Source organism: Pseudomonas putida (assembly GCF_026625125.1).
In the GTDB taxonomy this organism is placed as follows: Bacteria; Pseudomonadota; Gammaproteobacteria; order Pseudomonadales; family Pseudomonadaceae; genus Aquipseudomonas; species Aquipseudomonas putida_X.
Window position 1 is genome coordinate 2898984 of record NZ_CP113097.1, and the last position, 24953, is coordinate 2923936.

Sequence of the window (24953 nt, forward strand, 5' to 3'; positions counted from 1 at the left end):
AGAGCTATGATGGCTTACGAACATATCAAGCACGATCTTAGAAATAACGCTGATCTGCCTGCGAAGGAGCGAATTAAGATATGTCGACATGATATATGGATTGATACGCCTCGCTACGCGCCTCTTTTCGAAAGCTTGAGGAACATGCTCTATACCGATAACCAGATCCAGTCCGCTAGCATTTTCATCCATGGGGATGGAGGCGACGGTAAAACGGCCTTATTCAACCGGCTTAAGGCTCTCGGTGAGCTTGAAGGTAAAAGGTTCGTGTTTATTACACTTACCGAAAACGTTAACCGTTTTAAATTACACGATGCATTGTGCGATGTCTTCGATGTTCCGATTGGCAAGCGTGGCACTGCGGTCAATCGTGTTAAGCTCATCATACAGAAGATAAAGGCCCTTGGAATCGGCGCGATCGTTGTTGATGAGTTGTCTGATTGCATGCTCGAAGCGTATTCCCATAAAAAATCTATATTGTCGCTGCTTCGTGGACTCGCAGAGGGTGATGGTAAGCTCTGTGTTATTGCGTTCGGGAACTCAGTTGCGAGTGAAATCATCTCACTGGATCGAATAATTGATCGGCGATTCGTGCCGTGGCATCTGAAGCCTTGGAAACTTGATCAGGATTTTGTGGATTTCATTGCTACATACGAGACCTACCTTCCACTCAAATTGCCCTCTAACCTTGCAAGCCCTAAGCTGCGAACGCTTATTCATGTGAACTCACACGGGATCCTTGACAATATCGTCAAAATTATCAAGTCCACTGCTATGGATGCAATCAAGCATGGGACGGAGCAGATTACGCCGAGTCAGTTCCAGAATCTTGAACCGATGACCAGGCTCTATGGTTACAAACTGCACCATCCCAAGGATAAGGAGGTTTCAGAATGACATTGGCGCCTTTCCAAGCCGTTGCTGTGAAAAGTGTAGTTTCTGCGCTGAAGGACGGTAGCGTGGTATGCCATTTGATGTCTGATCCTGGCAATGGTCTGACCACCTGCACCAATGCCGTTCTGAGCCAAATTACCGGCTCTACAGTCTTTGTTGGGGATCACGTAGACCTTGCGGGACTGGATTTGCTGGGTCAGTTCTATGAAGAGATACACGTTGATTTTGAGTTTCAGCCACAGTCGGGTGTTCCTGCATTGGTTACTGAGCTTTGCGCCATGAAAGGAGATCCGACCATATTCATCCACGACTTCGAAAAATTTGCCCTCACGGCGCTTGCCAAAGAAAAGTCATTGAAGCAACTGGGATGGCTGCTGAAGGCGCTTCCTGATAGTAGTTTTGTCATCGTCAGCAGTCCTGACTATCAGGCTGAGATGGTCGGACTGTGTCGAGCTCACGAGCGTGCCTACTCGCCTGTTGAGTTAGGGTCATTCGCGGATCGGACAGAGTTTACAGCCTTTTTTGAAGCATTGATTGATCAGAAGTCAGGACTGGGACGAGCAGCTGACAAGCTGTTGCTGCATGACATTTATCATCGACGAAACGGCAATTTGGCGTGGACGATGCTGGAGCTCTTCCATCCAGGCTATCGCAGTCAACGGGAGTCATCCCTTCAATGAATGCTCCTGATGTCCCCATTTTTGATGGTGAGGCTTTCTCTTGCTGGGTTTACAGGCAAAGCCTATGTTCCCAGCATACATTGCTCGATAGGAGCAGGCTTGCGGAGCTTTGGCATGCGTGCGTACAGTCAGAAGACTTTGACCCTGACTTTACGCACGATGCCAAATTCTCACGAGCGGCGTGCGAAATGCTGGATATTCCAAGGGAGGAGCAGGCAAAGATCTTCCAGCCGAATAGTCAATGGGTTATACCTCGATACTTCAGACGCAGCTTTTGCTACAGCTGCATGAAGGAGCACATTGCGAATTTTTCACTCCCTTCATACAGGAAAGAGTGGTGCTCTGTTGGTGTGGTCGTATGTCAAATTCACAAGTGTTCCCTGCTCGATGCAAGTGGTATTGTTGCTTCAAGTCCGAGTATGGCCATGCGCATCCTCAAGGCATATTCCGAGGATCCTTCTCAATGCGTTGCTGCGTCTCGTAGCCATGATGCTGACGAACAATTTACTGCGCTTTATAAGACTCAACTATTTTTTCAAACCTTGGAAGCTTCTCAGCAGCAAGCTGATCAAAACGGAATGTGGTCATGCAGTGAGCCGCATACGGGACTGCCACGCCTTTTGCTGTCAATTTTTTTGTATCCACGATTTGGCTTGGTGAATCGTTTTATAGCTCCTCGAAGCTCATATCGTATTACTACCCTATTTCAACAGACTCTTAACGCTGGGCCATTGGTTGCAGGAATAGCTCAAAGATGGGCTGGCATGCTGATGCTCGGATGGCTATTTGAGCTATTTACACCCCGCGAGAGCACTGATGTTGAATCGTTCATCGAGCGCGCAGGTGCTATAGCAGGATTTCATGATGCACGCAGCTTGGGAGCAGCATGTAATGTGTTCAATAGCCTGCACAGCGACGTTATAGCTAGACGACTGCGCGAGTGGATGCCAAATCCTAGTCCTGCTCTGTTGCAACAATTCATCGAAGGATTTTCTGAGGTATCTATTCGGTCGTGAGTATAGAATGTTTGGGAGCTGTCATGCCAGTAAAATACTCCTATATAGGGAATGTGACACTACCTTTGGGTGTTGTCGGTGTTGGAGTTGGTGGTTTGAATCATGAGGCTTGGCTTTCGTGTACCATTTCCCTGCCAACGATACACGTCTTCCAGTACTCGATACATTGGGGCTCAAAGGCTGCGCGGGCTGAAGTCCTTCACAAAGCATGTACAGCTATTGGGTTGATCCCAGCAGTTAAACATAGCGGTTCAAACTGGCTATTGAATCGTCAGGATATCTACTCACCCTGGCCAGCCGGTGAAGCATATCGTTCAATAAGAGAATTTTCGGATTTCATTCTCTTTGAGTTCTATCAATGGGGGCCAGGTATGTTTGGCTCTCGCGCAGCGTTCTATCAGGCAAGCATACATAAAATTCACCTGAGGGTCGCTGCGGCTCTCGCGAAATCTCATGGTATCCGAATGGGAGCTAGTTAGAGCATAGTGTCAATCGATTAATCAATCACTTGGCTTCAAGCAACATCCCAGTGCGCAACAGCGGGTAGACTTACGAGACCAGCGTTTGGCGGTCACACGCTTTGATTCCACACATTCCAGTCGAACAGACGTTTATCGCGAGAGATAGCGTCTCGCCCCCAGTCTGTGGCATATAGCCAGTAACATTGCGTTTGGCCAGGACTCCACCAAGCCAACACTGGCCAAAAGAGGCCAGAAGAAGCGAGAAGTGGCCAATAGCGCCGACAGAAGCCAGGCTTAGGGAGAAGTGGGGATGTACCTTTCAGCGCTGTCGATCCGTAATTTCCGCCAGTTTGGCGATCTGACTCCGGGTTTCACCATCCACTTCAACGAGGGCGTCACTGCGCTTGTAGGCGAGAATGATGCCGGAAAGACTGCGGTGATCGACGCCATCCGGCATGTCCTGCAAACCCGGGATTCAGACTTCCTGCGACTAGAGCTCGAGGACTTCCATGTCGGGAGTGACGGCGAGCCTGCGACCGACATTACTATGGTTTGCACGCTGGCAGGGCTGACCACACTGGAACTTGGAGCCTTCGCCGAATACGTCACGTTTTCACGCGGGGAGGGGCTGCTTCATGTGCACTGGTCGGCGCGTCGACTCGCGATGCCGACAGCGTCGCGTCGCTGGGTGGACATCCAGGTTCGCTGTGGTGAGCGGGGAGAAGGGCCTGCCTTGGACGTCGGCGCGCGCCAGTTGCTGGCAACCGCATACCTGAAGCCATTGCGAGATGCCGAACGGGAGATGTCACCGGGTCGCAACTCGCGCTTGTCCCAAGTCCTGTCGAGCTTCCCGGGTATAGACGCCGGTGAGTCCTATGTCGATATCGCTCCACCGGCGTCGGCAGCTGAAGCCACTGGCCTGAGCATTGCGGGCATGGGTGATTACATGCGCGAGCTGGTCAGAGGACATCAAGCCATCAAGGTTGCCCAGGCGACAATCAACGACCGATATCTGGAGCCTCTCTCTTTAGCAGGACAGCCGCTTCATAGCCATCTTGGCTTCGGCGATACCGGCAGTGAAACCACAAAGCTCAAGCAGATCCTTGAGCGCCTGGAGTTGGGTTTGCTGGACAAGGGATCGGGGAATGCGAGGGGGAGCTATGGTCTGGGCTCGAATAACCTGCTGTTCATGGCCTGCGAGCTCTTACTGCTCGGCAAGGAACCGGATGGGCTGCCGCTGCTGCTGATCGAGGAGCCGGAGGCGCATCTTCACCCGCAGCGCCAACTTAGACTGATGGAGTTCCTCGAGCGCGCATCGCAGCCTCGCCCCCAACAGCAAAATCAAACCCAACAGCAAGATCAAACACAACAGCAAGATCAAACACAACAGCCAGATCAAGCCCAAGCGGAACCAGCGCATACACGTCCCGTGCAGGTGATCCTCACCACACACAGTCCCAACCTGAGCTCTAAGATTGCCTTGGAGAATCTGGTGCTCATTCATGGCCAGCGTGCCTTCTCCATGGCACAGGGGCGAACCAGGCTGTCCGCTGACGACTATCGCTTCCTGAGTCGTTTTCTGGATGTCACCAAGGCCAGCCTGTTCTTTGCGAAAGGGCTGCTCATCGTTGAAGGGGATGCAGAGGCGATCCTGCTGCCGGCACTGGCCAGGCTGCTTGGGTGTGACTTGACCGAGCATGGTGTGTCAATCGTCAATGTGGGTGGCGTTGGCTTACGCCGTTACGCACACATCATGCAGCGAGCTGATGCGACAGAGGGAATAATCCAGATCCCAACGGCCTGCATCACCGACATGGATGTGATGCCGGATTGCGCGCCGGCCATCATGGGGCTGGATCCGCACAAGCTCAACGCCAAGGGTAAACCGGCGCGTCGTCAATGGCGGATGCTCAGTGACTTTGGCGCTACCGAGATTGAGCGCGAACCGAAGCTTGCGGCTCATCGTCAGAAACGGACACGTGGCGATGGCCAAAACGTGAAGACCTTCGTGGCCGATCATTGGACGCTCGAGTATGACCTGGCTGTCGAAGGGCTTATGGACTGGGTACACCGTGCCGCCACGTTGGCCTTACATGATGTAAAAATGAACGAAAAAAAGCTGACGCGACAGAAAGTCCTCGAGAGGGCGACGAAGGCGCTGGCGGCACTTAAGTCTCAGTATCTCACCAATGAAGAGCGTGCCACCGAGGTTTACCGGCAGGTTGATTCGGGCTCCAAGTCGATTACTGCACAGCATCTGGTCGACCTGCTGCAGTCGGCATTTGATGAAGGTGAACTCGACCGGGCAAGCTTGCGTGCAGCGTTACCGGCCTACGTGATTGAAGCGATCGAATACGCCACAAGAGGCCGGATCATGCCTTCGGCGCCGGAGCAGCCGGCCACAAACACCGCGGAGACGCCGCTAGAGGCGCTTGAAGCAGGGGAGTTGGCGTAATGCGGCTCCAGGATCTTGTGCCTCCAGTCACGGATGCAGACATCGAGTGGGTGAGCGCGCTTATGTCGTTGCGCGACCTGGATGAACCTCGGAGGGAGTTCCTCAAGCGTCTCGATACGCTCGATGTAGCGGCCTGCCCGGGGAGCGGTAAGACCACCCTCGTGGTTGCCAAGCTGGCCATTCTTGGTCGTCATTGGCGTAGTCGAACGCAGGGGATCTGCGTGCTATCGCACACCAATGCAGCGCGTGAGGAAATTGAGAGCCGGCTGGGCGCCACAGAGATTGGCCAGAGGCTGCTGCGCTACCCACATTTCATCGATACCATCCACGGTTTTGTCATGCGGTTTCTTGCGTCGCCCTGGCTGCGCTCGAATGGCCACCCGCTGACGGTGGTGGATGACGAGGCAACCGGGCGAGCAAGGGGAAGGGCGCTGGGAAAAGATCGTTGGGGTGTAGAGTACTTTCTCGATCAAAAAGAAAAGACGCTCGCTGATCTTCGACTGCCCTCGGTCGATTTTTCTACCCCTCTTCAAGGTAAGCATTACATTTGCTCGCCAGATGCACCTACTCATGGAAAGTTATGCAGAGCCATGGGCGCTGCCGCTTCGGAAGGCTACTTCTGCTATGACGAGGTTTTCACGCTTGGCCAGGCCATGATTGAGCAAGAACCGAATGTTGCTCAATCGCTGCAAGCCCGGTTCCCCTGTGTACTCATCGACGAAATGCAAGACACGGACTTGGAGCAGAATCGCCTTTTGAACCACGTATTTCCGCGCGATGCAGCGAATACAGTGGTGATCAGGGTGGGCGATCCCAATCAGCAGATATTCGAGGGTGACGGAGAGTCTGATGGGGCATTCCCGCATGGCGGGACAATCGAGATCTCCACAAGCTTTCGATTCAACCAGGCCATTGCCACGCTGGCAAACAGCTTTGCAGTCGCTCCCATTACGGGCGGATTGGTCGGTCGGGCCAGAACGGGTGAAGACTGTCCCAACACCCTTTTTGTCTTTCCAGACGACGATACGAGCGGTGTGCTTGGCGCATTTGCAGAGCTTGTGTCACGGCATGTACCCATCACCCAGCGCAAGGATGGGGTGCATGCGCTCGGTGCTGTTCACCGACTGAGGAAGTACAAGGACAACCAATTCCCGAAGGCCCTGGAGCACTATTGGAGCGCCTACCGCTCAGACGCTAATGGCTCGACGTATGCGCCCAAGACATTCATTGACGGTGTTCGCAGGGCCAGAGCCCACCTGGCGATCAGCGGTCACGCGCACGAAAGCGTTGAGATGATCGCGAGGTGCCTGCTCCATCTCGCTGAGCGTGCTGGGTTGAGGACGCCAGTCCAGATCAGAACAAGGCTACACCGCTACATCGAGCGAAGCTTGGCAGCTAACGCGAAGCTTCTCAAAGCCTACCAGCGAGGTATCTACCTCTACTTGTTCTATCCGCATCCACTACGAGAGAAGCGGTGGGTTGAGACCCACGTTGGGCTCCTCAAGCGGCTGATCCAGGAGCTGCATCCTGGGGAGGAGGTTTCAATGACTACCGATGTGGAAGCCTATCTGGCGTGGGCAGAACCAGGCGATACGGTCGAGGTCGAGTCGCAGGTGCCCCGCAAAACCATTAACACATACCGATGGGAGGCCGGGGGGCACGAGCCTGTCGACGTTCAGCTGGCGTCCATGCACTCCGTCAAAGGGAAGACGCATTCGGCGACGCTGATCTTGGAAACGTTCAGTGGACAGCACTTTCTGGAAATGATGTTGCCCTGGCTTGAAGGAAAGCCCTTGGTTAAGAAAGAACATCAGGTGACTTACCGGAAAAACAGGATGCTCATGTATGTCGGCATGACTCGGCCTACGCATCTGCTTTGTCTGGCGATTCGAAGCAGCGCGCTGGGTGAGGGGGAGGCGAGAGTTGAGCGAAGGGCGGCCCTGCAGGCACAGGGCTGGGTGATCAATGAGTTGGATGCGAGAGCGGCAAGCTGACCCACGGTTGATATGCCCGGTAAAACCCGGAGACATTGTCATCATCGTTGATCTCACGGGAAGGCATGGTGAAGCGATCGGGTGGAAAAATTCCCACCCGTTTCGCTTCGTCTGGCCTATTAGCTCTGCACCAGCTCGAACGTGCGACCCGATAGGGCACCATGCAGGCTTTTCAAGGCGCTCTCCAGTTCACTGCCTTCCTCAACCTCGAACTGCTCAATGGTTTCCAGCGAGCTTTTGAGGTCGGCGTTCGCGTTCACAATCACTTCCTTACCCGCGATTTTGTTCAGCAGATCCTCACACAGCTTCTGCCCTTGCGGCGTGATGCCTCGGTATAGCGTGACGCTGTGATCATTGGTTTGCACCCGAATGAAGCGAACATGATCGTCGAAGCGATGGAAGCGAGGGTGGAACATTTCCGTGAAAGAATTGGGCGCAGGGTACGCCTCCAAGCCCTGTTTGGTGGGGCTGGCCCAGTCGTCGTCAGTCTTCAAACTGTTGCAGTCAACGCAGGCGACCGACAGGTTCCAGAAGTGGAAGGAATATTGTTCGTAGCTTTCGCGTGGAAGGATGTGCTCGATTGGCTTCGAGTAACCGCTGTTGAATAACCACCGCCGGCAGTAGCAGCAACGGTTACCTTGCTGCTTAGCGATGTACTGCCTGAAAGCCCCCTTGATGTCACTGACGGTCGGCTTCGCTGGGCCTCGCTTGCGCTTGGGCGTCTCAGCAGGTGCAGGGGAACCTGCAGCTCCCGCCTCAGGTGAGCCAGGTGCAGCGATCGTGCCGGGTGCAGCGACCGTGCCAGGGGCGGCGATCGCGCCAGGCGCTGCGGCCACTGTAGCTGCAGGCACCGGCTTTTTAGGATTCGAAAATTCGTTCCAGAGGTTTCGCTTCTTGATTGCTTCGCCAGCCTGTCTTGCCTTGAATCGCTGCAGAGCCATCACGTGGAAACGGTGAATGTTGAACATTACGACCTTATGGAAGCGCTCCTCGGCATGGCACTGCGCCTTGTACTCGTCGTAGGCAGGCTTCATGTCGGCATCTTTCAGCACATAGTAATCCGCCATGCTACACCTGAGCCTCGTCGGTACGTTTGCTTGCCGCTTCCTGGTCGACCAGTAGCAACTCAATCGCGGTGTAGGCCTTCTTGATCAGGTCGATGTCCTCTTCCTGACCTGGAGGTACGTATGCTCCAGGTTGAGTCGGCATCTTCTTGAGCATGTCATTCAGCTCTTTGAGAGGTGAGGGCTGGTCAGCTCGAAGCTTGCCTTTTGTTTCAATCGTTTTGGCAACGATACGAGCGCAGGCCTCATGCACCGCGCGGTTGTGAGGGGTGTAGGTACCGAAGCCTTCCAGAATGATCGACTCAACGGAGTACCGCTCCTTGTCAGTCAGCTTCGGCAATTTGCCCGTGTCGAGCAAGAAGCTGTGACTGCCTTGGTCGTTCGCATTGGTGATGAGGGTCGGAGCATGGGTTGCGACGACGAATGAGCAACCGAAGCGGCGGGAGAGCAGGTGGAACACCCTTGGAAGTGTCTGCTGCCATTTCAGATGCAAGCTGATTTCTGGCTCGTCTACCAGAAAGACCGTCCCTGGTTCGGCTGACGTGATGATGTTGAGCAGCAACTGGTTGATGTTTTGCTCTCCAGAACTCAGCGATGAGTAGGAGACAATCCGCTCCTTTTGATCGTCAATCGCTGGGCGCACGACGCCGAACTCGTATTTGGCCAGCTCGTCAGGAACATGGTTATCCGCAGCGTGATCTGACATCCTCAAGGTGCGAATTTCATTAGGGGCATTGTCCAGTGCCATTTCTGGCCGAAGCATGAAGTAGAAGCGTGGGGCGAAGCCCAGGCACGTTTGGCACTCTTTCAAGGCCTCAAGCATGTGCTGATCGACGAAGACCCTGGCCGCCAAGGCGGTTACGGCTTTGGTCAACCTGGAGGGTGAGATGGCATCTGCACTGGTGCGGGCACCGCGATACTCAAAACGTTTGTATTGTTGGCTGCGTCCGAGCGGGAAACGATCATGTACCCCTGTCGAGATGCCAACAGTTCTGCGATCAAGCTCACCGACCCTGTCGATGAGTTCACACAGCAACTGGGTCTTCCCTGCACCGTTGTTACCAATGATATAGATGCAGGCAGGCTCAGTCGGATCGCTCAAAAGCTTGAGAATGTCTTGTGGGTTGGCCGCAAGGTTGAAAACACTTCCCTGAAGCTGATTGGTTCGGATGAAGTTTTTGGGCGAATAGATTTTCCAGGCTTCCTGATGCTCGCTTTTGTCCTCGATACACAGCCCCTTTACATCCTTGAAACCATCTGAAAACTGTGCATTCAAGATAGTTTCGACCTTCGGAGGAATGCTCCTGGGCAGGTCGTCGATGTTGCGTGATTCATGGATGTTAAAGATATGACCGGCTAGGATCGCGCGTTCTTCAAGATCCAGCCGCTCCAGGGATTTATTAGCGTTTGAGACGTCGATGTACAGCGCTGGCTTGCGCATCAAGTGAATATGCTGGCTAAAAATCAGCAGGACTTGGTCATGCGCGGCGGCTGTCGCTTCGCTGGAGCTAAAACAGATAGCAGCGTCTAACCGCAGACCGTTGAAGATCGCCGGTGCAAGCTCTTTACGTAGTCCGCCGTACTTCGCTTTGCTGGCTGGCAGTACAAGCATGAATCGCGCAGGTTGAGGGTACTGTAAGGCAAATGCGGCGAGGTTGATGAGTCCCGTCACGGCAGTGAATTTGAATTGCGGGCCAGCGTCAACGAGGTAGCTCGGCTGACTGTCGGCGACCCTGTCAGGAACGTGACGATGAATAAAGTCAGGGTAGATCTGGTTGATGATGAGTTTTAAGGAAATCAGCGCCTTCAAAGCAGCAGAGGTCGGGGACAGCATCGGGAAAGAACTGCTGTCTATTTCAGAGGACTTTCCAATAGACAGCTCAGCCGTCGTCGGCGCAATCTCGACAATAGGCGAGTACAAGGTGGAATGAATACTTCCGACCAAGGCTGCGACCACCATTGGATGGCTCGGGGCAATCTTGTAGAACTCAAAGATGAAGAGATCAATGAGATGTGTCGCCGTTTTTACCCTGACCTCCCGATCCATCGTGTCACTAGACACCGCTCGGATGTGCAGCAGCTTTTCGTTGAACGCTGCCCTGACGTCTGTATCATCGAATTCGTTTAGCTTCATCAGCTCGGTTACATGTACCCTGGCATCCTCAAAACTGCTTCGGTACCTGTCTTCCAGGATCAGCCCCTTCGTCAGGTGCAACGCGGCGAGGAGATTGATTTTCTCTGATGAAATGTTTGGGAAGCTACGTCCTACGTTAAGCATTTCTTCAGCGATCAGGCGAGTGATCTCCCGGCCTTCGTCGTATTCCATGTGACGCTCTCATTTTCCAATGTGTTAAGGGATGGTGGCTGTTTGGCATGATCCGACAGCCTGAGTCCGCAGGCAAGCGGGTCTCTAATGGAGAAGGAGCGAGCCGCTATATGGCGCGCAAAAGTGCTATGCAGGGAAGAGATTTGCGTGGACGAGACTGGGAGCAGATCCTTGCGGCAGCCCCCAGTTTGAAGGCGTTAGTGCATGGGTTATTCGCCGATGGTCTGGCCAAGCTTGCTGGTTAACAGCTCGTAGAACTTCTCGCGACTACGAGGATTTTTGAGTTCGGCACAGGCTTCGTCCAGCGCCTGAATTGCCTCGTCGTGGGTGATCTCGTCATCATCGATCAAAGGCTTGAGCTTCGTCTTGTAGATGTAGCTCAACTCGTTGTAATCCTCACACTGAGCGCACGACACCAGTGAGGCGTCTCGCTTACCGCCTGGGTTCTCATCCTTGTAGCTGTATTTGGCGTTGATGTCGCTGATGGTCTTAGCCTTGGCCATGTCTTACGTTCCTGAGCCGGGCGATCCTGGGAAATCCTTATCGCATCCGGTAAGCCAGACGTGGTGGCTATCTGCTGGTATTCAAGTCGCAGACACAAACGATTACCACTGTGACGGTTTGATGTCTGGCCAAGCCTACGTAACAGGCAATGAGAGCATTGCTCTGTACCGTGATTTTGGAGGGCCTGTTTTGGCGTGCATAGCAGGATTTAGCGTGTGAGTATGAATGCCCCTCGGCTTTGTACGAAAAGTGCCTGCGCGCCGATCATGCTGCGTTGAATACAGGCTCGGAATGCTCATTTGCCACCAGCAAAGTCGAGCGCGACTCCGACCGTTCCTCGCCTGTTTTCGCCTTGCCTGATCGCCGCTCGGCGACTTTTCGTACAAACCCTAGCATCGCTAACAGGAGCAGCATGACCATGAAAGCCATCCATAACCGCATTATCGAAAACCGTCTGGCCAAGCGACTTGTGGCCTGGGCCTTGATTCCGCTATGTCTCATCCAGGCGGGAGACGAATCTCGTAACCTCATACGCATAACGTACGGCCTGACGGTTGAGCAGGGGGTTGCTGAAACACTTCCCTACATTGTCTGCTGCGCATTGGTAGTAGCGATCACTGCACAAGCTAAGAAGGTAGCGCGAGCGCTGCGTGGACAGCACCGGCTGCTTGGCCGCTGACTGGCTTCACATGCGACTGAATGCAGGCGCATCGTCTGGATAGCTGAGGCGTCGATCGTGAAGGTTCAGGCAGGGTGGGATCTGTTGACCCCACTCCGGTTACAGAGTGAGGTCTGGGAAGCCCCCTACCATTGGGAGAGGTTTAGTGAGGGCGTGGGTACCAGTTACTGTCGCCAGGACGGATATGGCCTGGGCAGTACCCATATCTGATTCTGAGTTCGGCTTTCTGCTCCTGGTACATGCCCCCCAGGGTATCCTGGATCATGGAAACATAAGCTTCGAAAGACGGGTGCTTGCGCCAGTAGTTACCATAGATCGCATGGGCGAGGGAGCGGTCATACCAACCACGCACAAGCAGTAGCACGCCTTCGATCCGTGCCTCCAAGCCCTGATCCGAGAAAGCCTGTTTACTTCCCCTGTCTTTCATCTGCTCGCGCAGCACAAAATTTGCTGGGCAATAGCCCATCGCCTCGCTTGCCTCATGAAATTGCTCATGCACTTCACGGTGAGATTCGCGATCTTCTTTGAGGTCGAAGGCGAAGCTGTAATCGCAGAGGGAACACTTGCTAACGCCATGAGGGTCAGGAGAGACGTGCACATGGAGCATGATCCACTTGTCATAAAGGCGGATCGCCTCATGGTAATTTCTGACGCCTAATTCCTGGACTGCAGCTTTGTCTTGACGCTGACCCAGCTTTAGCCAGGGGTAGGTGTCTTTCAATTCCTTGGCGACACGTTTGACTTGCTTGATGTGGCTGGAGGTGACTTGCATTTTTTCAGCTCTCGGGAGGGCTGGCCTGGCGTCCACTACGAGGCAACCTGATTGATGTCAGGTCGGGTAATTCAACTGTCACGATAGTGCTAGAGCTTCGCTGGTGTGGACTGCAGGCACCTACCGAGTACCTGGCCGCGGAGACTAGCACTGGTGTGGCTGCTTGACAATCCGTTGTGCCGCCCTGGTGTCCAGAAGCAATGACTGCTGGGTGGTGGTGTTTGCCGTAATTACCAATGCCTCGCCACCGTCTGTTTGGAAACGCCTAGCTCCCGAGCCACCTCAGCCTTGGTCAGCCCTTGGCCCCTCAGGCGTTGAACCTCTTCCCGGCGCTCATTGGCCGCTGCCACCCGGGAGTGTGTCCTGGACTCTGGCTTGATCGCGAGCGGGGCTATCGACCCACCCAGGGTAGCCACCTCTTTAGACACCTGCTTCAACAGTTCCGTAGGGCGAACGACCTCATCAGCGCCGTATGCCAGTGCGAGAAGGGTGAGGGGATGCACACCAAGCTGTCGCGCGATCGCATCGAGCTTTTCCACCGTAACCCCACGCTCACTGCGCTCGACGCGACTGAGGTGGGCGGCGGTTACGCCTTCCTCAAGATCGGTCAGCAGTATTTGCTGTTGCTGGCGAACGTGGGTCAGCGCTGCGGCGATCGCTTGCCTGAGCATTCGGGCGTATCCCTAAAATCCGACTGTATGCCCGGTTTGCGCAGTTCCACTCAATGTCGTATAGTCAAATGAGTGGAACTGTCGCGATTTGCTGCGCGTGCGGAAGACCAGATCGGCCTGTCCACACGCAAGCCAGGGGCGATTTCAATATATCGCTTAATCGAAATTACGGGACTGAAAGTCAGTCCTGCGGGTAGCTGCATGAAAATTTTGGTGTATTCCGATTTACATACCGAATTCGAAGATTTCACGCCGCCGGCGACGGGTGCTGATGTGGTTATTTTGGCAGGGGACATCGGTGTGAAAACTCGGGGCGTGCAGTGGGCAAACGCTGCGTTCGGTTGTCCTGTCATTTACGTCTGCGGTAACCACGAATTTTACGATGGCCACCTCGAAAGAACGCTTGAGGAGATGAAGGCGGTCGCAGCGTCGCATGTACATGTCTTGGAAAACGAGTGTTGGATTTGGAATCAAACCCGGTTTCTGTGCGCCACTGCCTGGACTGACTTTTCATTGACGGGTTCGACAGACATTGCCATGCGCAGGGCTGCTGAACGGATGAATGATTTTCGGGTGATTCGGACTGGAGCAGACAATCGCCGCTTGCGACCTGAAGATGTGGCTGTACGTAACCTGGCGTCACGCACTTGGCTTTCCCAGGAGCTCAGCAAACCCTTTGCAGGACTTACCGCAGTGGTAACTCACCATGCTCCGTTGGTCGGTGTTTTGAATGGCCCTCGTGACCACCTTGATGCGGCGTATGCCAATCACTGGCCGGATCTCGTTCACCAGGCAGATCTTTGGGTTTTCGGCCATACGCATTGTCCGGTCGACCTCATGGAGCGTGACTGCCGTGTGGTGTCGAACCCAAGAGGCTATCCGGGGGAGCGACTGCAGTTTCGCTCTGATTTTGAGGTTGAGATCTAATGACTGCAGGCACCGATCTGGGTTACCTGATCAAGACGTTTGGCGCCACAAAGGCAGACGTTACCTTCAATCGGCTTCCTAAAGTTATCCAGGCCGCCAGGGAGGTGATATCCGATGACGAAGTCGTTGGCTATCTGATGTGCGCGCTGGACAAGCCGCCGCAGATGACCGGCCTGATCTTTTGCGACTATCGCCATGACTTCCCAGAGGGGCTGCCGATGTGGACGCCCCCAGTGGTAGAGCGTCTCTATCGGGGAGGTTACCTGGTTGTGCGAGCACAGGGCGGCGGGCTGTATGTGATTGCCCATTGGTTTTACGAAAACGGCGGTTTACGTCCGTTCTTTGAGGTGCATTGAGATGGATGACCAATGGGACGAGCCAGGTCGGCAGCGCGCAGCCGCAGCCTGTGGCGAGCCTGAGTGCGTTACTCGGGCGCGCGCTACCGGATTTGCATCATTGGTCACGGGGTACCTGTACCACACCGCGATTGATCTGCATCTAGGCTGCTTGGTTGGCATCGTTTACGGCGAGCGTCGAGGCCGCTTTGAGGATAGCGCCGTCATCCGAAGTTCTCGGTTAGAGGGTGGTTGGGAGCAGGAGGGATTTCGGCTTTATCGCACCGTGAACGGGAGCCTCTATTTCGTCTGTGACTGGGCCTCTGTGGAGCTCAACTCACGTTTCGCAACATTCAGTTGTTGAGCGTAGCGGTGCTTGAATCGGTTCATAGGGGCTAGAAGGTCGACTGAAGAGGAGAGGGAGGTGACGGCATTCCTGTAATCGTTGAAGACCGTCTCATGCGTTGACGGAAGGGTGTCGGCGCCGCCATCTGAGGTTATCGACCGGCCTGGTTATCGAGCCGCAAAAACAGCTGCGGCATCCGTACACGCGTGGGTAGCGATTCAACAGACAGCAGGTGGCGTCAGTTTAATGATGCGAATCTGACAACGCTCGCTATCACACCAGATTCTCAAGACACGAGCTGCTGGCCTGAGCGTCGATGGGGCGTTGAGAAGCTTGCAAACAAATTTACTCGGCGGCGAGGGTAACCCTTGTTAGCCGACTGCGATAGAGGCGACTAAGCATTCAGTCGTCGGGCCTGATGATGAGAAAGGTGGGACGGTGGAAGCAGCACAGTTGGCGTACTTTTTACTCCACGGCGCAGAGCACGTAGAAGGACTGGCATCTTCGGACGATCAGTTGATTGAATTAGCAAAGACCCGTTCGGGAGACAAGCCTTACTGCGTGATCAGGAGTTGGATTTTGCTTGATGTGATGGTGTCTCACACCGACGAGAAGACTCTGCAGGCGCAAGGTCTTCAACCTACCGTGTTATTGGGACGGGAAATCATTTTCGACAGTCGCACCCAGTGCTCACGGCCAGGCGGGCTGAGATCCAGCTTTCTTTACTCGCAGGTAGGGTCGGTGTTCGAAAGCAAAGACACGCTGTATTACCTGGCGGGGCCCGGCTTTCGCAATCACACCAGTCTCACAGCTGTACTGACGCTCGATAACGTTGGGTGGCGGGTGACCCAGGACGCAATGTGAAGCGACGACCTGATACTAACGACACGGAGCCTGGGTAATTGAAGATAGCGATCTACTCTGATTTGCATCTGGAATTTTCTGAGTTCGAGCCTCCTCCGGTCGAGGCTGATGTGGTTGTACTCGCGGGCGACATTTCGGTGCGAAGCCTCGGAGTGACGTGGGCAAATCAGACATTCAAATGCCAGGTGATCTACGTCTGCGGCAACCACGAGTTTTACAAGGGGCACATTGATCGAACGCTTACCAAGATGCGAGACGCAGCCGAGCCGCATGTGCGCATCCTGGACAACCAGAGCCTCGTCATCGGGGGCACTCGGTTTCTGGTGGCGACTGGTTGGACAGACTTCACCTCGACCGGGGACTACAGAGCAGCGATGAGGGAATGTGCGCAATGGATGAACGACTTCAAACGAATCCGCATCGGGGACGGTTATCGCAAGCTCAGACCCGCCGACCTCATTGCCCGGAACATCGCTACCCGCGAGTATCTCGCCTGCGAACTCGCTAAGCCGTTTGACGGCAAGACGGTAGTTGTTACACACCACTGCCCGATAGCTGAGGTCGCCGGGGATGGCCATGAAGGCCACCTAGCGGCGGCTTACTCCAACCAATGGCACGATTTGCTTGAGCTCGCGGATGCATGGATCTTTGGTCACACGCACCATGCTGTTGATACAAGTGTCTCCGGCTGCAGACTCGTCTCAAATCCGAGGGGATATCCTGGTGAGCGAACAGGATTTGCCGCAGATTTCATGATGGAGATCTGACTCTGAGTGGCCTGGTCGACATCCGCCATGGTGACATAACGTTAAGCCAAGGTGAGTGTGAAGCCGCCAGGACGGTTGTCGCCCAGCTTCATTAGTTGTTTTAGCCTAGCTAGCCAGGCTCATCTATGGCATATAGCCGCTATCGGAGCGTGAGCACCCTTGAGCTGGTGCGCATGCAGATGGAGGCTAGGTAATCCGCTCGCAGCGCGACACGGAAGGCCGGGATCGGGATCAAGGTAGATGGTTGAGTATCGGAAAGGCCGTGTGAAGCGTTTATGGGACGCGCTAGCGGCGCGGATCTGCGAAATGGGCGAGGGGTATAACACGTCTCAGACGCTTTCGAGTAAAGAGAAGTTCTTTGAGCCGTTGACCCCCGTGCTATTGAAGGAACATGTCTCAAGCAGGTACGAGCGTGAGCTGAGGCACGCTCTGGAAAATCCCGAGATTCTGAACATAGCCATCACGGGCAGCTATGGCGCTGGCAAGAGCAGCGTTCTGAAGACTTTTTTTGAGAACCACCGATCCTACAAACACACCTTCATATCCTTGGCGACTTTCACCAAGCCCGATCTTGTCGGTGAATCTGGGACTAAGCCCAAGGTGGACACGTCATCTCAGACGCCTGCAGAAAAAGGCGCTGATGCTGCCGGGCCCAAGGTGGATAAGGACATCACGGTTGAAAAAGCGGACAAGGACGTCCTGATCAATCGCATCGAAGAGACGATTGTTCAGCAGTTGCTCTATGCAGTGCCTGCCAGCAAGGTTCCCAAGTCCCGCCTGAAGCGGATCACACAGACTTCGAGCTTTCACTTGTCGCTTCGTACCGGTGCGATGACAGCAATCGCTGTCTGCGCATTGAGGTTGTACAGCCCTACGATAGCCAATAACTCGAGCGTCGCTTCAAGCTGGCTGCTTGAGAAGCTCTTGTTGATTTCCGAGCCTTTGGCCCTGCTCGTCCTGGCTGCTGGAGGTATCTGGTTGCTTCACACCGCTTTGAAGCTCCTGTCGTTATTCAGCATCGATGGGTTAACGCTCAAGGGGGGCAAGCTTGAGGCTACCCAGCATGGCTCGGTGCTTCACAAAAATGTGGATGAGATCATCTACTGCTTTGAGCGCAGCGACGTCGATGTGGTGGTGATCGAGGATCTGGACAGGTTCGATGTTCAGGAAATCTTTTTCCGGCTGAGGGAAATCAATTTCATCATCCGTAACTCTCCTCAGGTGAAGCGGCCTGTCCGATTTGTGTACGCCATTCGGGATGAAATGTTTGGGGTGGGTGACAAGACCAAGTTTTTCGACCTCATCATTCCGATCATCCCAGTCGTTCATGGGGATAACGCCAACGAGCTGCTTTCCAAGCTGCTTGGCGAAAGGGTTTCAAGCGATCGGCTGCCCCATCGGCTACATGAGCGGCTCATAGACAATGTCGGCTACTACATTGATGACATGCGTCTGATCAAAAATCTCGTCAACGAATACTCTATCTACGAGAGCCTGCTTGTCTGCGGTGAAGTGAAACTCGACCTGAACAAGCTCTTTGCCATGGTTGCGATTCGAAATCTCTACCCCCGTGCCTTTGCAGACCTGGCGAAACGACGAGGAACACTCTATTCAATTTTCGAAGAATACCCGGCGTGGGTGGCTTCCCAGTTCCAGTCCAAAGAGGATGAGCTTTCTGCCCTTCAGGCGCGCCGTATAGCCCGTCAGCACGAACAGGCGACGGATGTTGTAGAACTGCGCGCCCGCGTCTGGTACGAGATAATGAGGCGCGACCAAGCGTGGGAGGCAACCTCACTGCAGCTAGATGACGGCTCCTACATTTCACTGAAGGACATCGCCGAAGATGATGGGTTTGCGCGCTTCAAAGCGGCTAACAACGCCCGGCCATCGATTCAAAAACGACCTGACGTCATATGGAATCCTCAGAAAACGGAAATGATCCTCAAGGAAGTGAATTACGAGGCACGCGCCAAGGTGCTGGCTGATTCGTTGCCCGAGCTTGATGCCCAGATTGCCAAACTGGAGCGTGAGATTCGTCACCTCAAAGCGGTACCTTTCAGGGTTGCTGTCAGAAAAACCTATGGTGGTGTGGTCAGGGAGAGGCTAACTGACTTCAAGATGGTGATCTTCCTGGTGCTCAAGGGCTATCTCGACACCGATTTTGTCGATTACCTCGGCTATTTCTACGAAGGCTCGCTGACCCAATCGGATAAGAACCTCATTCTTGCGCTCGGTCGTGATGAAATGGCTGGTTTTAATACCAAGGTTGAAAAACCAGAACGCGTGATTAGAGCGCTCGATCATGAGTCCTTGAGCCAGGGGCGCGGGATCTTGCTCGGCCTGATGAACGAACTGCTCAAGCCAAGGCTTCTGGAGCGAGAGGAGAGTGAAGAACGGGCAGAGAAGTTGGCGGTAATACTCAAGGGGGGGCATCAGGAGCCTGAGCTGCTGGGAGAAGCAACTGAGTACTTCGTCGAATTTGAAAAAGGTAACGAGCTGGTGCGAGCGTTGCACAGCGCTGATTCCGACCTGATTTTCAGCGTATTGAGCACTCGGCGTTTTCAAACAGATGCGTCACGAGCCCGGTGGATCTACCACGTTCTGGATACCCTGACAGCGGATGAGACGGCCAGATTGGACGAGGACGGTACACTCTCAACATGGGTTGAACAGCTCAAGGACGTGTCAGCCTGGATCCCGCGCATGAGCGCGAGTGAGAGAGGTTGGCAATGGTTGCGCAGCAAACCCATCAAGTTTTCGAATATTAGCAAGCAGATCAGCCCGGACGACCTCAAGGCCGTGGTCACGTGGCGCTGCTTGAAACTGGATCTTCGCATGCTACGGCTGCTTTGCCAGGTGGCTGATGGGAATGTTGAGGACGACGCTGTCAGTTACGAAAGGCTCGTTCAGCTGGACGTTCCGAATCTCAAAGAGCAACTCGACGAGGACATCGTTGCTGTCGTCGAGCAGCTCCTGCAACAGGAAGGGATGTTGGATGAGTCGTCCGATACATTACGGGCTCTGTTAGAGCTGCTCAGTACACAGCCAGACAAGATGCGCGAGTTGTTCAGCCGCACCCAGTGTTCATTGCCCAGCCTCGATGAACCTCTGCGGGAGGTTTGGCTGCTGGCAATGGATGAGGATCGTATCGATGCCAACGGTATGCCCGGTGCAGTTTGGATGGTATTCAGGGAGGTCTTGAATGACGGTGAGGGGGTATCAGCCGCCGTCCAAGACCGCAATGCAGAGGCTGTATTCCTGGACTACATCCAGAGCAAGGCCGAAGTCCTGGCTCATGAGCTATGGAGCGAATCCGACCAGCAAATCAAGCTGCAACGGTACCTTCTTTGCAATGAGCGTGTGCAGGACGAAACTCTGGCGCATCTGTTTGCCCCGATAAAGATAGATTTCGCCCTCCTGGATTCGTCGATACCTGCTTCGAGGTGGGCATTCATCTCTGAAGCTGATTGCGTGCCTTATAGCCAAGTGGGGCTGGACATCTTCAGGGTTCATGCACCCCATCTGGAGTTGGCTTACCTGCTCAACCGCTGGGAAGAGGCGAGGCTGAAGCTCAACTTTAGTGCTCTGCCGATCTCCATGACTGTCGCACTGAGCAATTCTCAAGTGCCCTCCATGGGAGAGGTCATGCAGCTATGGTCGACGGTGCCAGCTGATGTCTTTATGAAAAATTCCGAAGCAGCTGTTGGGCTCGCAAACGCGTGTGCACGAGGAAATCAGGAATGGATGCCGTTTTCTGAGAGCTACCTCCCGGTGTTGTTTGAGTTGACCAATAGCCCATTCCTCAGCCAGGGAAACCGTGCCGACATCATGATCCACTTGTTGATCATGGGCTGCGACTGGCTGAGCGTTGCAGCCGTATTGCCACATTTGGGGGATGAGTTCTCAGCCCTTGCTGGGCAGCGGCGCCCGATCAGACTGGCCGCGGAGGTTGAGAACGTGCGATTGATCAAAGCCCTTCAGCGACGTGGTTTCGTTCGTGCCAAAATCTTCGATGCATTGATTATCGCCTGCCGAAAGAAAAGCACCTACTCAGGTGAGAGGGCCTCTAGCCCGTCTCAGGCAGGATGGTTGTGAACCCTGACTCTACTCACATCTACACAAAGGATGAGATCAACATGGTGGTAAAGGAAAGCATCGGCCCACACAGCGGGGCGGTTGTTAATGCCCTGACGTTTGATCAGGCCTACGACCTGGCTACTCAAGAGCCTGACCGCCAGTATCATACTGGCGGGAACTCCACGCCCTTTACGGTTCAGGCACGCATCACCACAAAAGGCGAGCATCGTGGCAGCCGCGTGATTGTTTTCCGCTCCGATGACCAGGAGCGCGCTCGGGCCTATCCTTGCTGCTGGGGTGCCAGAACTAACTGCAACAGCACGCATATTGAGCCTTACACGCCCCAAATGAAGCGCTGAGTAGTATATGCGCTGGGTCACTTGCGGCCCCTTTCTGGGCCGCCTATCAAAACCTTCCTTTCCTTAGCTTTTCCGCAACCGGGTGATCCTCTGCAATCTGACGCGCTGCATGAAGCGGGGAGGGAAGGCGCAAGAAGCCATCCCACAGTGGAGCATTCTTGCACCAGTAACCTGTCTGCAGTGCCAGCTGATCGTTGCAGGCAAAGTCGCCTTTCTGGATCATCACGAATTCCGTCACGCCCAGTTGCTGCCATGAATCCTTCAGCTCGGATTGCCTCACGTCATAGCGCGTGTGGTAGCGGTGTGAGCGCGTCCTGTTGAAGGTTTTGGAGTATGAGGTGAAGTAGTAAACGAGCTCCTGGTGCTCGGCCTGATGAACACCGATCCGGTTGCCGATGTACATGGGAGCCAGAGGCGAAAGTGAGTGCACGCCGGTCATTTGGGCCGTCTGAGAGTCAGACCGGGTACGAATCAGCCAGGCATTTTCCGGTACTGGTGGTAGCCCGCTCCCCGCGCCATCGTTCATGCCGGGGTATAGACGCTTGCCGCCGGCATTGATCAGTACGATCAGAGGAGTATTCGCAACGGGTGTGGGTGCCAGAAGTGCTTGCCTGATCATCAGCTTCGCATCGTCTTCATTCAGCAATCCAGGGGAAGCATGGATAGCACATAAGCCTTCGCTGTAGCTTTTCCATTGGCCAGGGTGGCCATCCGCGCCTTGGACGTACACCTGCAAATCTCGTGTGTTGACCACTGTACGCGTGATGACGGGCAAATAGACGTTCAGTTTGCTGAGGTGGTCAACGTACACCGATACCACTGTCGTATTTGCGGGAATACCGGCAGTACGATCCAGTGGAAGGGGGAGGTAGCCGGTACCGCGCAATCCATCGATGAGGCTGTTGATGGCAGGCCAATCCTCGGGAGGATCGGATTCTATCGATTTGGTTTTGCGCATCCGACTTTTTACCCCCGCTGGCATCGCTTTCTTTGTATCGGCTCCTTCTCCTGGTGGTGCGAGATGAAAGATGAACTGGGTCGAGATGCCGTGTTTGGCGCATAGTGCTCGTAACAGATGCTTTGGGTCATGGTCGTCCTTGGTGGCTACCTCAGGCGCCGTTTCAATGATCGCGGCGTCAGGTGCGAATGCACTTAACCGTGGAAGCAACTCGTTGGTGAACCACTGTTGGATATCAGTTGACGTTGTCTTGGTGGTGAGCACCCGTTGGGCGTCCTTGCATTGAATCTGTTGAAGGGTGACCTGGGGCTTGGGCTTGCCTTTGAAGACCGGGGAGAGCGCACTCAGGTGTTCATAGGCATGGTTGATACGCATCATGATGTCCGTGTGCGCAGTTACTACAGCGATGCGGATGGGTCGCACCGAATCATTCCCCGTCTTGTCACGCTGGGCTATCAGCCGTCCTACATAACGGGTCAGCATGGGTTTGGCAGAGGTAAGCGTCTTCTGCAGGTGGAAGCTCGCCTGGTCGAGAATCACCGTACCCACGCCGCTGCCGATAGGAGAGCCAATCGGTGTGTGCGCATGGATTGGACGCAGTGCACCGGTCAGTGAGATTTCATTCCCGCCTAGCGCCGGCAGCGTCCCTTCCCCCATGAGCTCCAGGAGCTCCGCCGAAGGGCTGGTATAGATCGTCCGGAATTGACCATCGACCAGGGGCAATGTGCGAATCTGGAATTTGGAGATCCCGCGCTCGGTCTTTAGCCAGGTGGAATGCGTGGTGTGACGCCATTCGGGCAAGATATGGCTCAGATGCACTGTGACTGACGCGTACTGGCTGGGAACTTTGTGCAACAGTAACAAACTGGTTGAGACCGAGTGCATTGCCACTGCCCGACGCTCACCGTAGCTGTAGAGCAGCGGGCTGTCCCAGGCAAGTAGGTTTCCATCACTGGACACTTCGAGGTTTAACGGGACGGATGATTCCATGGGTTGGCTGGCCAGCTGCTGGGCGAGCATCCAAGGGACAACCTTGTAGGCCGACGCAGACTGGCGGGGGTCGTTCATCACATCGCGTGCATACAGCGGGGCTGCACGTTCAGGTATCAGTAGCTTGATGAATTCCTGCGCCTCAAGTGGTGCTTTGCGCATTATGTGCTGGGCCCAGACGTTGACGGCCCGGTTCAGCTTATCGGTCTGGATCTCTTTCAGCGAAGCAATGGCAGGCCCGCCCTTCAACAGCTGGGCATTTATCCAAACAGGGCCACCCGTGATGTAACTGAGCATCTCCTCAAGCGCTTCTGTGGGCAGGTAAGGTCTACCAAAGTGATTGGTGAGCAGTTGCCAGCCGTTCTTGAACGCCGGCGATGCTGCATATTGCACGGCAGCTGGTAGCTCGTCTGGATCGAACCTGAACAGGTTAGTCCTCAGGGAAATCGTCATCAGGTAGTCCCTCATCCTCGGTGCCTGCAGATCCGATGTACAGCATCATGGCCTCCACCAAGCCTGCATGGTGGGTGGAAAATTCGTTCCAGTGGCCATCATTCCTGAGCTTTTCTATGGTTCGGTTCAAAAGCTTCGCCCACGTGTTCTGTCCGTCAAAGAACGCCGCGTCGGCCAAGTAGCAGGTGACAGGCGTTCCTCCGCGCCTTGCCCGCCCTACCAACTGAGTCAGCGTGACCAGGACGTTCATCACGGTGTAAAAACGTATGTCCTCGGGTTGGCTGCAAAAGTAGGGGGGCGCCAGGCGTATGCCATTGAGGATACGGTTGGCCTTGGCACGCTCTTGCAGCAATGCCAGGCCTGGCGTCGCCGACGCATGCACCTGCTCGCCCACGCTGTAGCACAGGTGGGCCAGGTTGTTGCCGGGCTGATCGGAGGAGGGCAATGGCCGCACGCAAACCACAACGCCGCCCAAGGCTGACTTGGCGTCTTTGGTGACGATGTTATGGCCCCGCGCCATAGGGTAGATGGAACTCACCAGCAGCTCGACATCCGCATGAGGGCTGTCGGCGAACTCAACCAGATCGTCATAGGTCAAGCGATTGGGCATGGGTAGGCGGTGTTGGCGATCGGCCTTCTTTCCACCCCGGATCCAAGCGACTTTCCGTTGGCCGGCAGCAATTTCGTAAAGTGTTGACGCCAGCTGCTCTGCTTCAGCATCGCTGCCAGTGACGAGAAGTAAACGAGCGCGATGTCGCGTGACTGGATCCTGCTCAAGCGCTGCCAAGCGGCCCGATAACCACGGCCACAGCTCGAAGGCCAGATCTCTGACATGCAGCAGACGGCCATCGATCGGCGTACCCGAAACGTGAACGGACACATTTACGTTCTCAAAGCGGATGTTGCCTTTGGCGTCGGGCACGTCGATCAAGGTTTTCGCATTCAGATCGAAGCAACTGGCCCCTGGAAAATAGGCTGTGGCACTGAAGCCGATAAATGTCCTGTTTACGCCAGCGTGAATCTTGGAGTTAAGGTTGGGCAGAAACTGCAGGGTACGGTGGGGATCGCCAGACATGGCCACGACCTGAAGAGCCCATGTGTCGTGACCCGCTTGTTTGCGTTTGAATCCGTAAACGACGCGCTGCAGAGGGCCGAGAGGGGTTGGGCTGAAGGGCGCGGATCCTGATAGATCCTGCTGCACCCTGAGTGCTGCTGCGACCTTGGCACGTGCCAGGACAGGAACATCGGCATACAGCGTGCGAAGACTGGTTTCGATGTAGTGCAAACTCGTCCGTATGACCAGCGACGACTTCAGCTTTTCGAGTTTTTTCTCCGTGAAGCGACCGCTTAGTTTCCGTTGC

At 54.7% G+C, this 24953-nt stretch carries 20 protein-coding genes; 13 read left to right on the forward strand and 7 right to left on the reverse strand.

The features are described 5' to 3' along the window. Positions 1 to 9: 9 nt before the first annotated feature. The 5 genes from OSW16_RS13350 (at position 10) to OSW16_RS13370 (ending at position 7500) form a co-directional block, all read left to right on the forward strand. Positions 10 to 897, forward strand: a complete 888-nt coding sequence (locus tag OSW16_RS13350) for an ATP-binding protein (protein ID WP_060511532.1) — start codon at positions 10 to 12, stop codon at positions 895 to 897. Beyond that, positions 894 to 1574 (forward strand): hypothetical protein, encoded by a 681-nt coding sequence (locus OSW16_RS13355; RefSeq protein WP_060511530.1) that lies wholly within the window; start codon positions 894 to 896, stop codon positions 1572 to 1574. Before OSW16_RS13350 ends, OSW16_RS13355 begins: the two co-directional genes overlap by 4 nt. Next, positions 1571 to 2590: a hypothetical protein gene (locus OSW16_RS13360; RefSeq protein WP_267823835.1), complete on the forward strand. Its 1020-nt coding sequence runs from the start codon at positions 1571 to 1573 to the stop codon at positions 2588 to 2590. The genes OSW16_RS13355 and OSW16_RS13360 overlap by 4 nt, the downstream gene beginning before the upstream one ends. Positions 2591 to 3361: 771 nt before the next feature. Further along, positions 3362 to 5506, forward strand: coding sequence for an ATP-dependent nuclease (locus tag OSW16_RS13365; protein WP_267823837.1), 2145 nt, complete (start codon positions 3362 to 3364; stop codon positions 5504 to 5506). 62 nt (positions 5507 to 5568) lie between these two features. Continuing rightward, a complete protein-coding gene (locus tag OSW16_RS13370; RefSeq protein WP_267823839.1) occupies positions 5569 to 7500 on the forward strand; it encodes a UvrD-helicase domain-containing protein in 1932 nt (643 codons plus the stop codon). Positions 7501 to 7619: 119 nt separating this feature from the next. Here OSW16_RS13370 and OSW16_RS13375 read toward each other — a convergent pair whose 3' ends face one another. The 4 genes from OSW16_RS13375 to OSW16_RS13390 all read right to left on the reverse strand — a co-directional run bounded on the left by OSW16_RS13375 (position 7620) and on the right by OSW16_RS13390 (position 11814). Next, positions 7620 to 8567, reverse strand: a complete 948-nt coding sequence (locus tag OSW16_RS13375) for an HNH endonuclease (protein ID WP_060511524.1) — start codon at positions 8565 to 8567, stop codon at positions 7620 to 7622. A gap of 1 nt (position 8568) precedes the next feature. Further along, entirely contained in the window at positions 8569 to 10890 is a 2322-nt protein-coding gene (locus OSW16_RS13380; protein WP_267823841.1) for an AAA family ATPase, read from the reverse strand. Positions 10891 to 11099: 209 nt separating this feature from the next. After that, complete coding sequence (locus tag OSW16_RS13385; RefSeq protein WP_060511522.1) at positions 11100 to 11393, reverse strand: hypothetical protein; 294 nt, start codon at positions 11391 to 11393, stop codon at positions 11100 to 11102. Between the two features lie 265 nt (positions 11394 to 11658). Continuing rightward, positions 11659 to 11814, reverse strand: a complete 156-nt coding sequence (locus OSW16_RS13390; protein ID WP_156340907.1) for a hypothetical protein — start codon at positions 11812 to 11814, stop codon at positions 11659 to 11661. Between OSW16_RS13390 and OSW16_RS13395 the strand changes: the two genes are divergently transcribed. Continuing rightward, complete coding sequence (locus OSW16_RS13395; protein ID WP_264313359.1) at positions 11807 to 12073, forward strand: hypothetical protein; 267 nt, start codon at positions 11807 to 11809, stop codon at positions 12071 to 12073. The genes OSW16_RS13390 and OSW16_RS13395 overlap by 8 nt on opposite strands. Positions 12074 to 12215: 142 nt before the next feature. Here the strand turns inward: OSW16_RS13395 and OSW16_RS13400 are convergent, their stop codons facing one another. Next, positions 12216 to 12845: a hypothetical protein gene (locus OSW16_RS13400; RefSeq protein ID WP_060511519.1), complete on the reverse strand. Its 630-nt coding sequence runs from the start codon at positions 12843 to 12845 to the stop codon at positions 12216 to 12218. 497 nt (positions 12846 to 13342) lie between these two features. On the opposite strand from OSW16_RS13400, the gene OSW16_RS13405 reads away from it, so the two are divergent. The 7 genes from OSW16_RS13405 (at position 13343) to OSW16_RS13435 (ending at position 21191) form a co-directional block, all read left to right on the forward strand. Next, a complete protein-coding gene (locus tag OSW16_RS13405) occupies positions 13343 to 13588 on the forward strand; it encodes a hypothetical protein (RefSeq protein WP_256249822.1) in 246 nt (81 codons plus the stop codon). A gap of 129 nt (positions 13589 to 13717) precedes the next feature. After that, positions 13718 to 14443: a metallophosphoesterase gene (locus OSW16_RS13410; protein ID WP_267823955.1), complete on the forward strand. Its 726-nt coding sequence runs from the start codon at positions 13718 to 13720 to the stop codon at positions 14441 to 14443. Next, a complete protein-coding gene (locus OSW16_RS13415) occupies positions 14443 to 14799 on the forward strand; it encodes a hypothetical protein (protein ID WP_267823847.1) in 357 nt (118 codons plus the stop codon). The genes OSW16_RS13410 and OSW16_RS13415 overlap by 1 nt, the downstream gene beginning before the upstream one ends. Before the next feature lie 763 nt (positions 14800 to 15562). Continuing rightward, complete coding sequence (locus tag OSW16_RS13420) at positions 15563 to 15988, forward strand: DUF6957 family protein (RefSeq protein WP_170029810.1); 426 nt, start codon at positions 15563 to 15565, stop codon at positions 15986 to 15988. Between the two features lie 38 nt (positions 15989 to 16026). Continuing rightward, a complete protein-coding gene (locus OSW16_RS13425; protein WP_060511507.1) occupies positions 16027 to 16755 on the forward strand; it encodes a metallophosphoesterase family protein in 729 nt (242 codons plus the stop codon). A 240-nt stretch (positions 16756 to 16995) separates the two neighbouring features. Further along, entirely contained in the window at positions 16996 to 20850 is a 3855-nt protein-coding gene (locus tag OSW16_RS13430) for a hypothetical protein (protein WP_267823850.1), read from the forward strand. Continuing rightward, positions 20847 to 21191, forward strand: coding sequence for a hypothetical protein (locus OSW16_RS13435; RefSeq protein ID WP_156340836.1), 345 nt, complete (start codon positions 20847 to 20849; stop codon positions 21189 to 21191). The genes OSW16_RS13430 and OSW16_RS13435 overlap by 4 nt, the downstream gene beginning before the upstream one ends. A 46-nt stretch (positions 21192 to 21237) precedes the next feature. Here OSW16_RS13435 and OSW16_RS13440 read toward each other — a convergent pair whose 3' ends face one another. Then, positions 21238 to 23592 (reverse strand): RNaseH domain-containing protein, encoded by a 2355-nt coding sequence (locus tag OSW16_RS13440; RefSeq protein WP_264313357.1) that lies wholly within the window; start codon positions 23590 to 23592, stop codon positions 21238 to 21240. Further along, on the reverse strand, positions 23570 to 24877 hold the full coding sequence (locus OSW16_RS13445) for a hypothetical protein (protein WP_267823853.1): 1308 nt from the start codon (positions 24875 to 24877) through the stop codon (positions 23570 to 23572). The genes OSW16_RS13440 and OSW16_RS13445 overlap by 23 nt, the downstream gene beginning before the upstream one ends. Between the last annotated feature and the right edge of the window lie 76 nt (positions 24878 to 24953).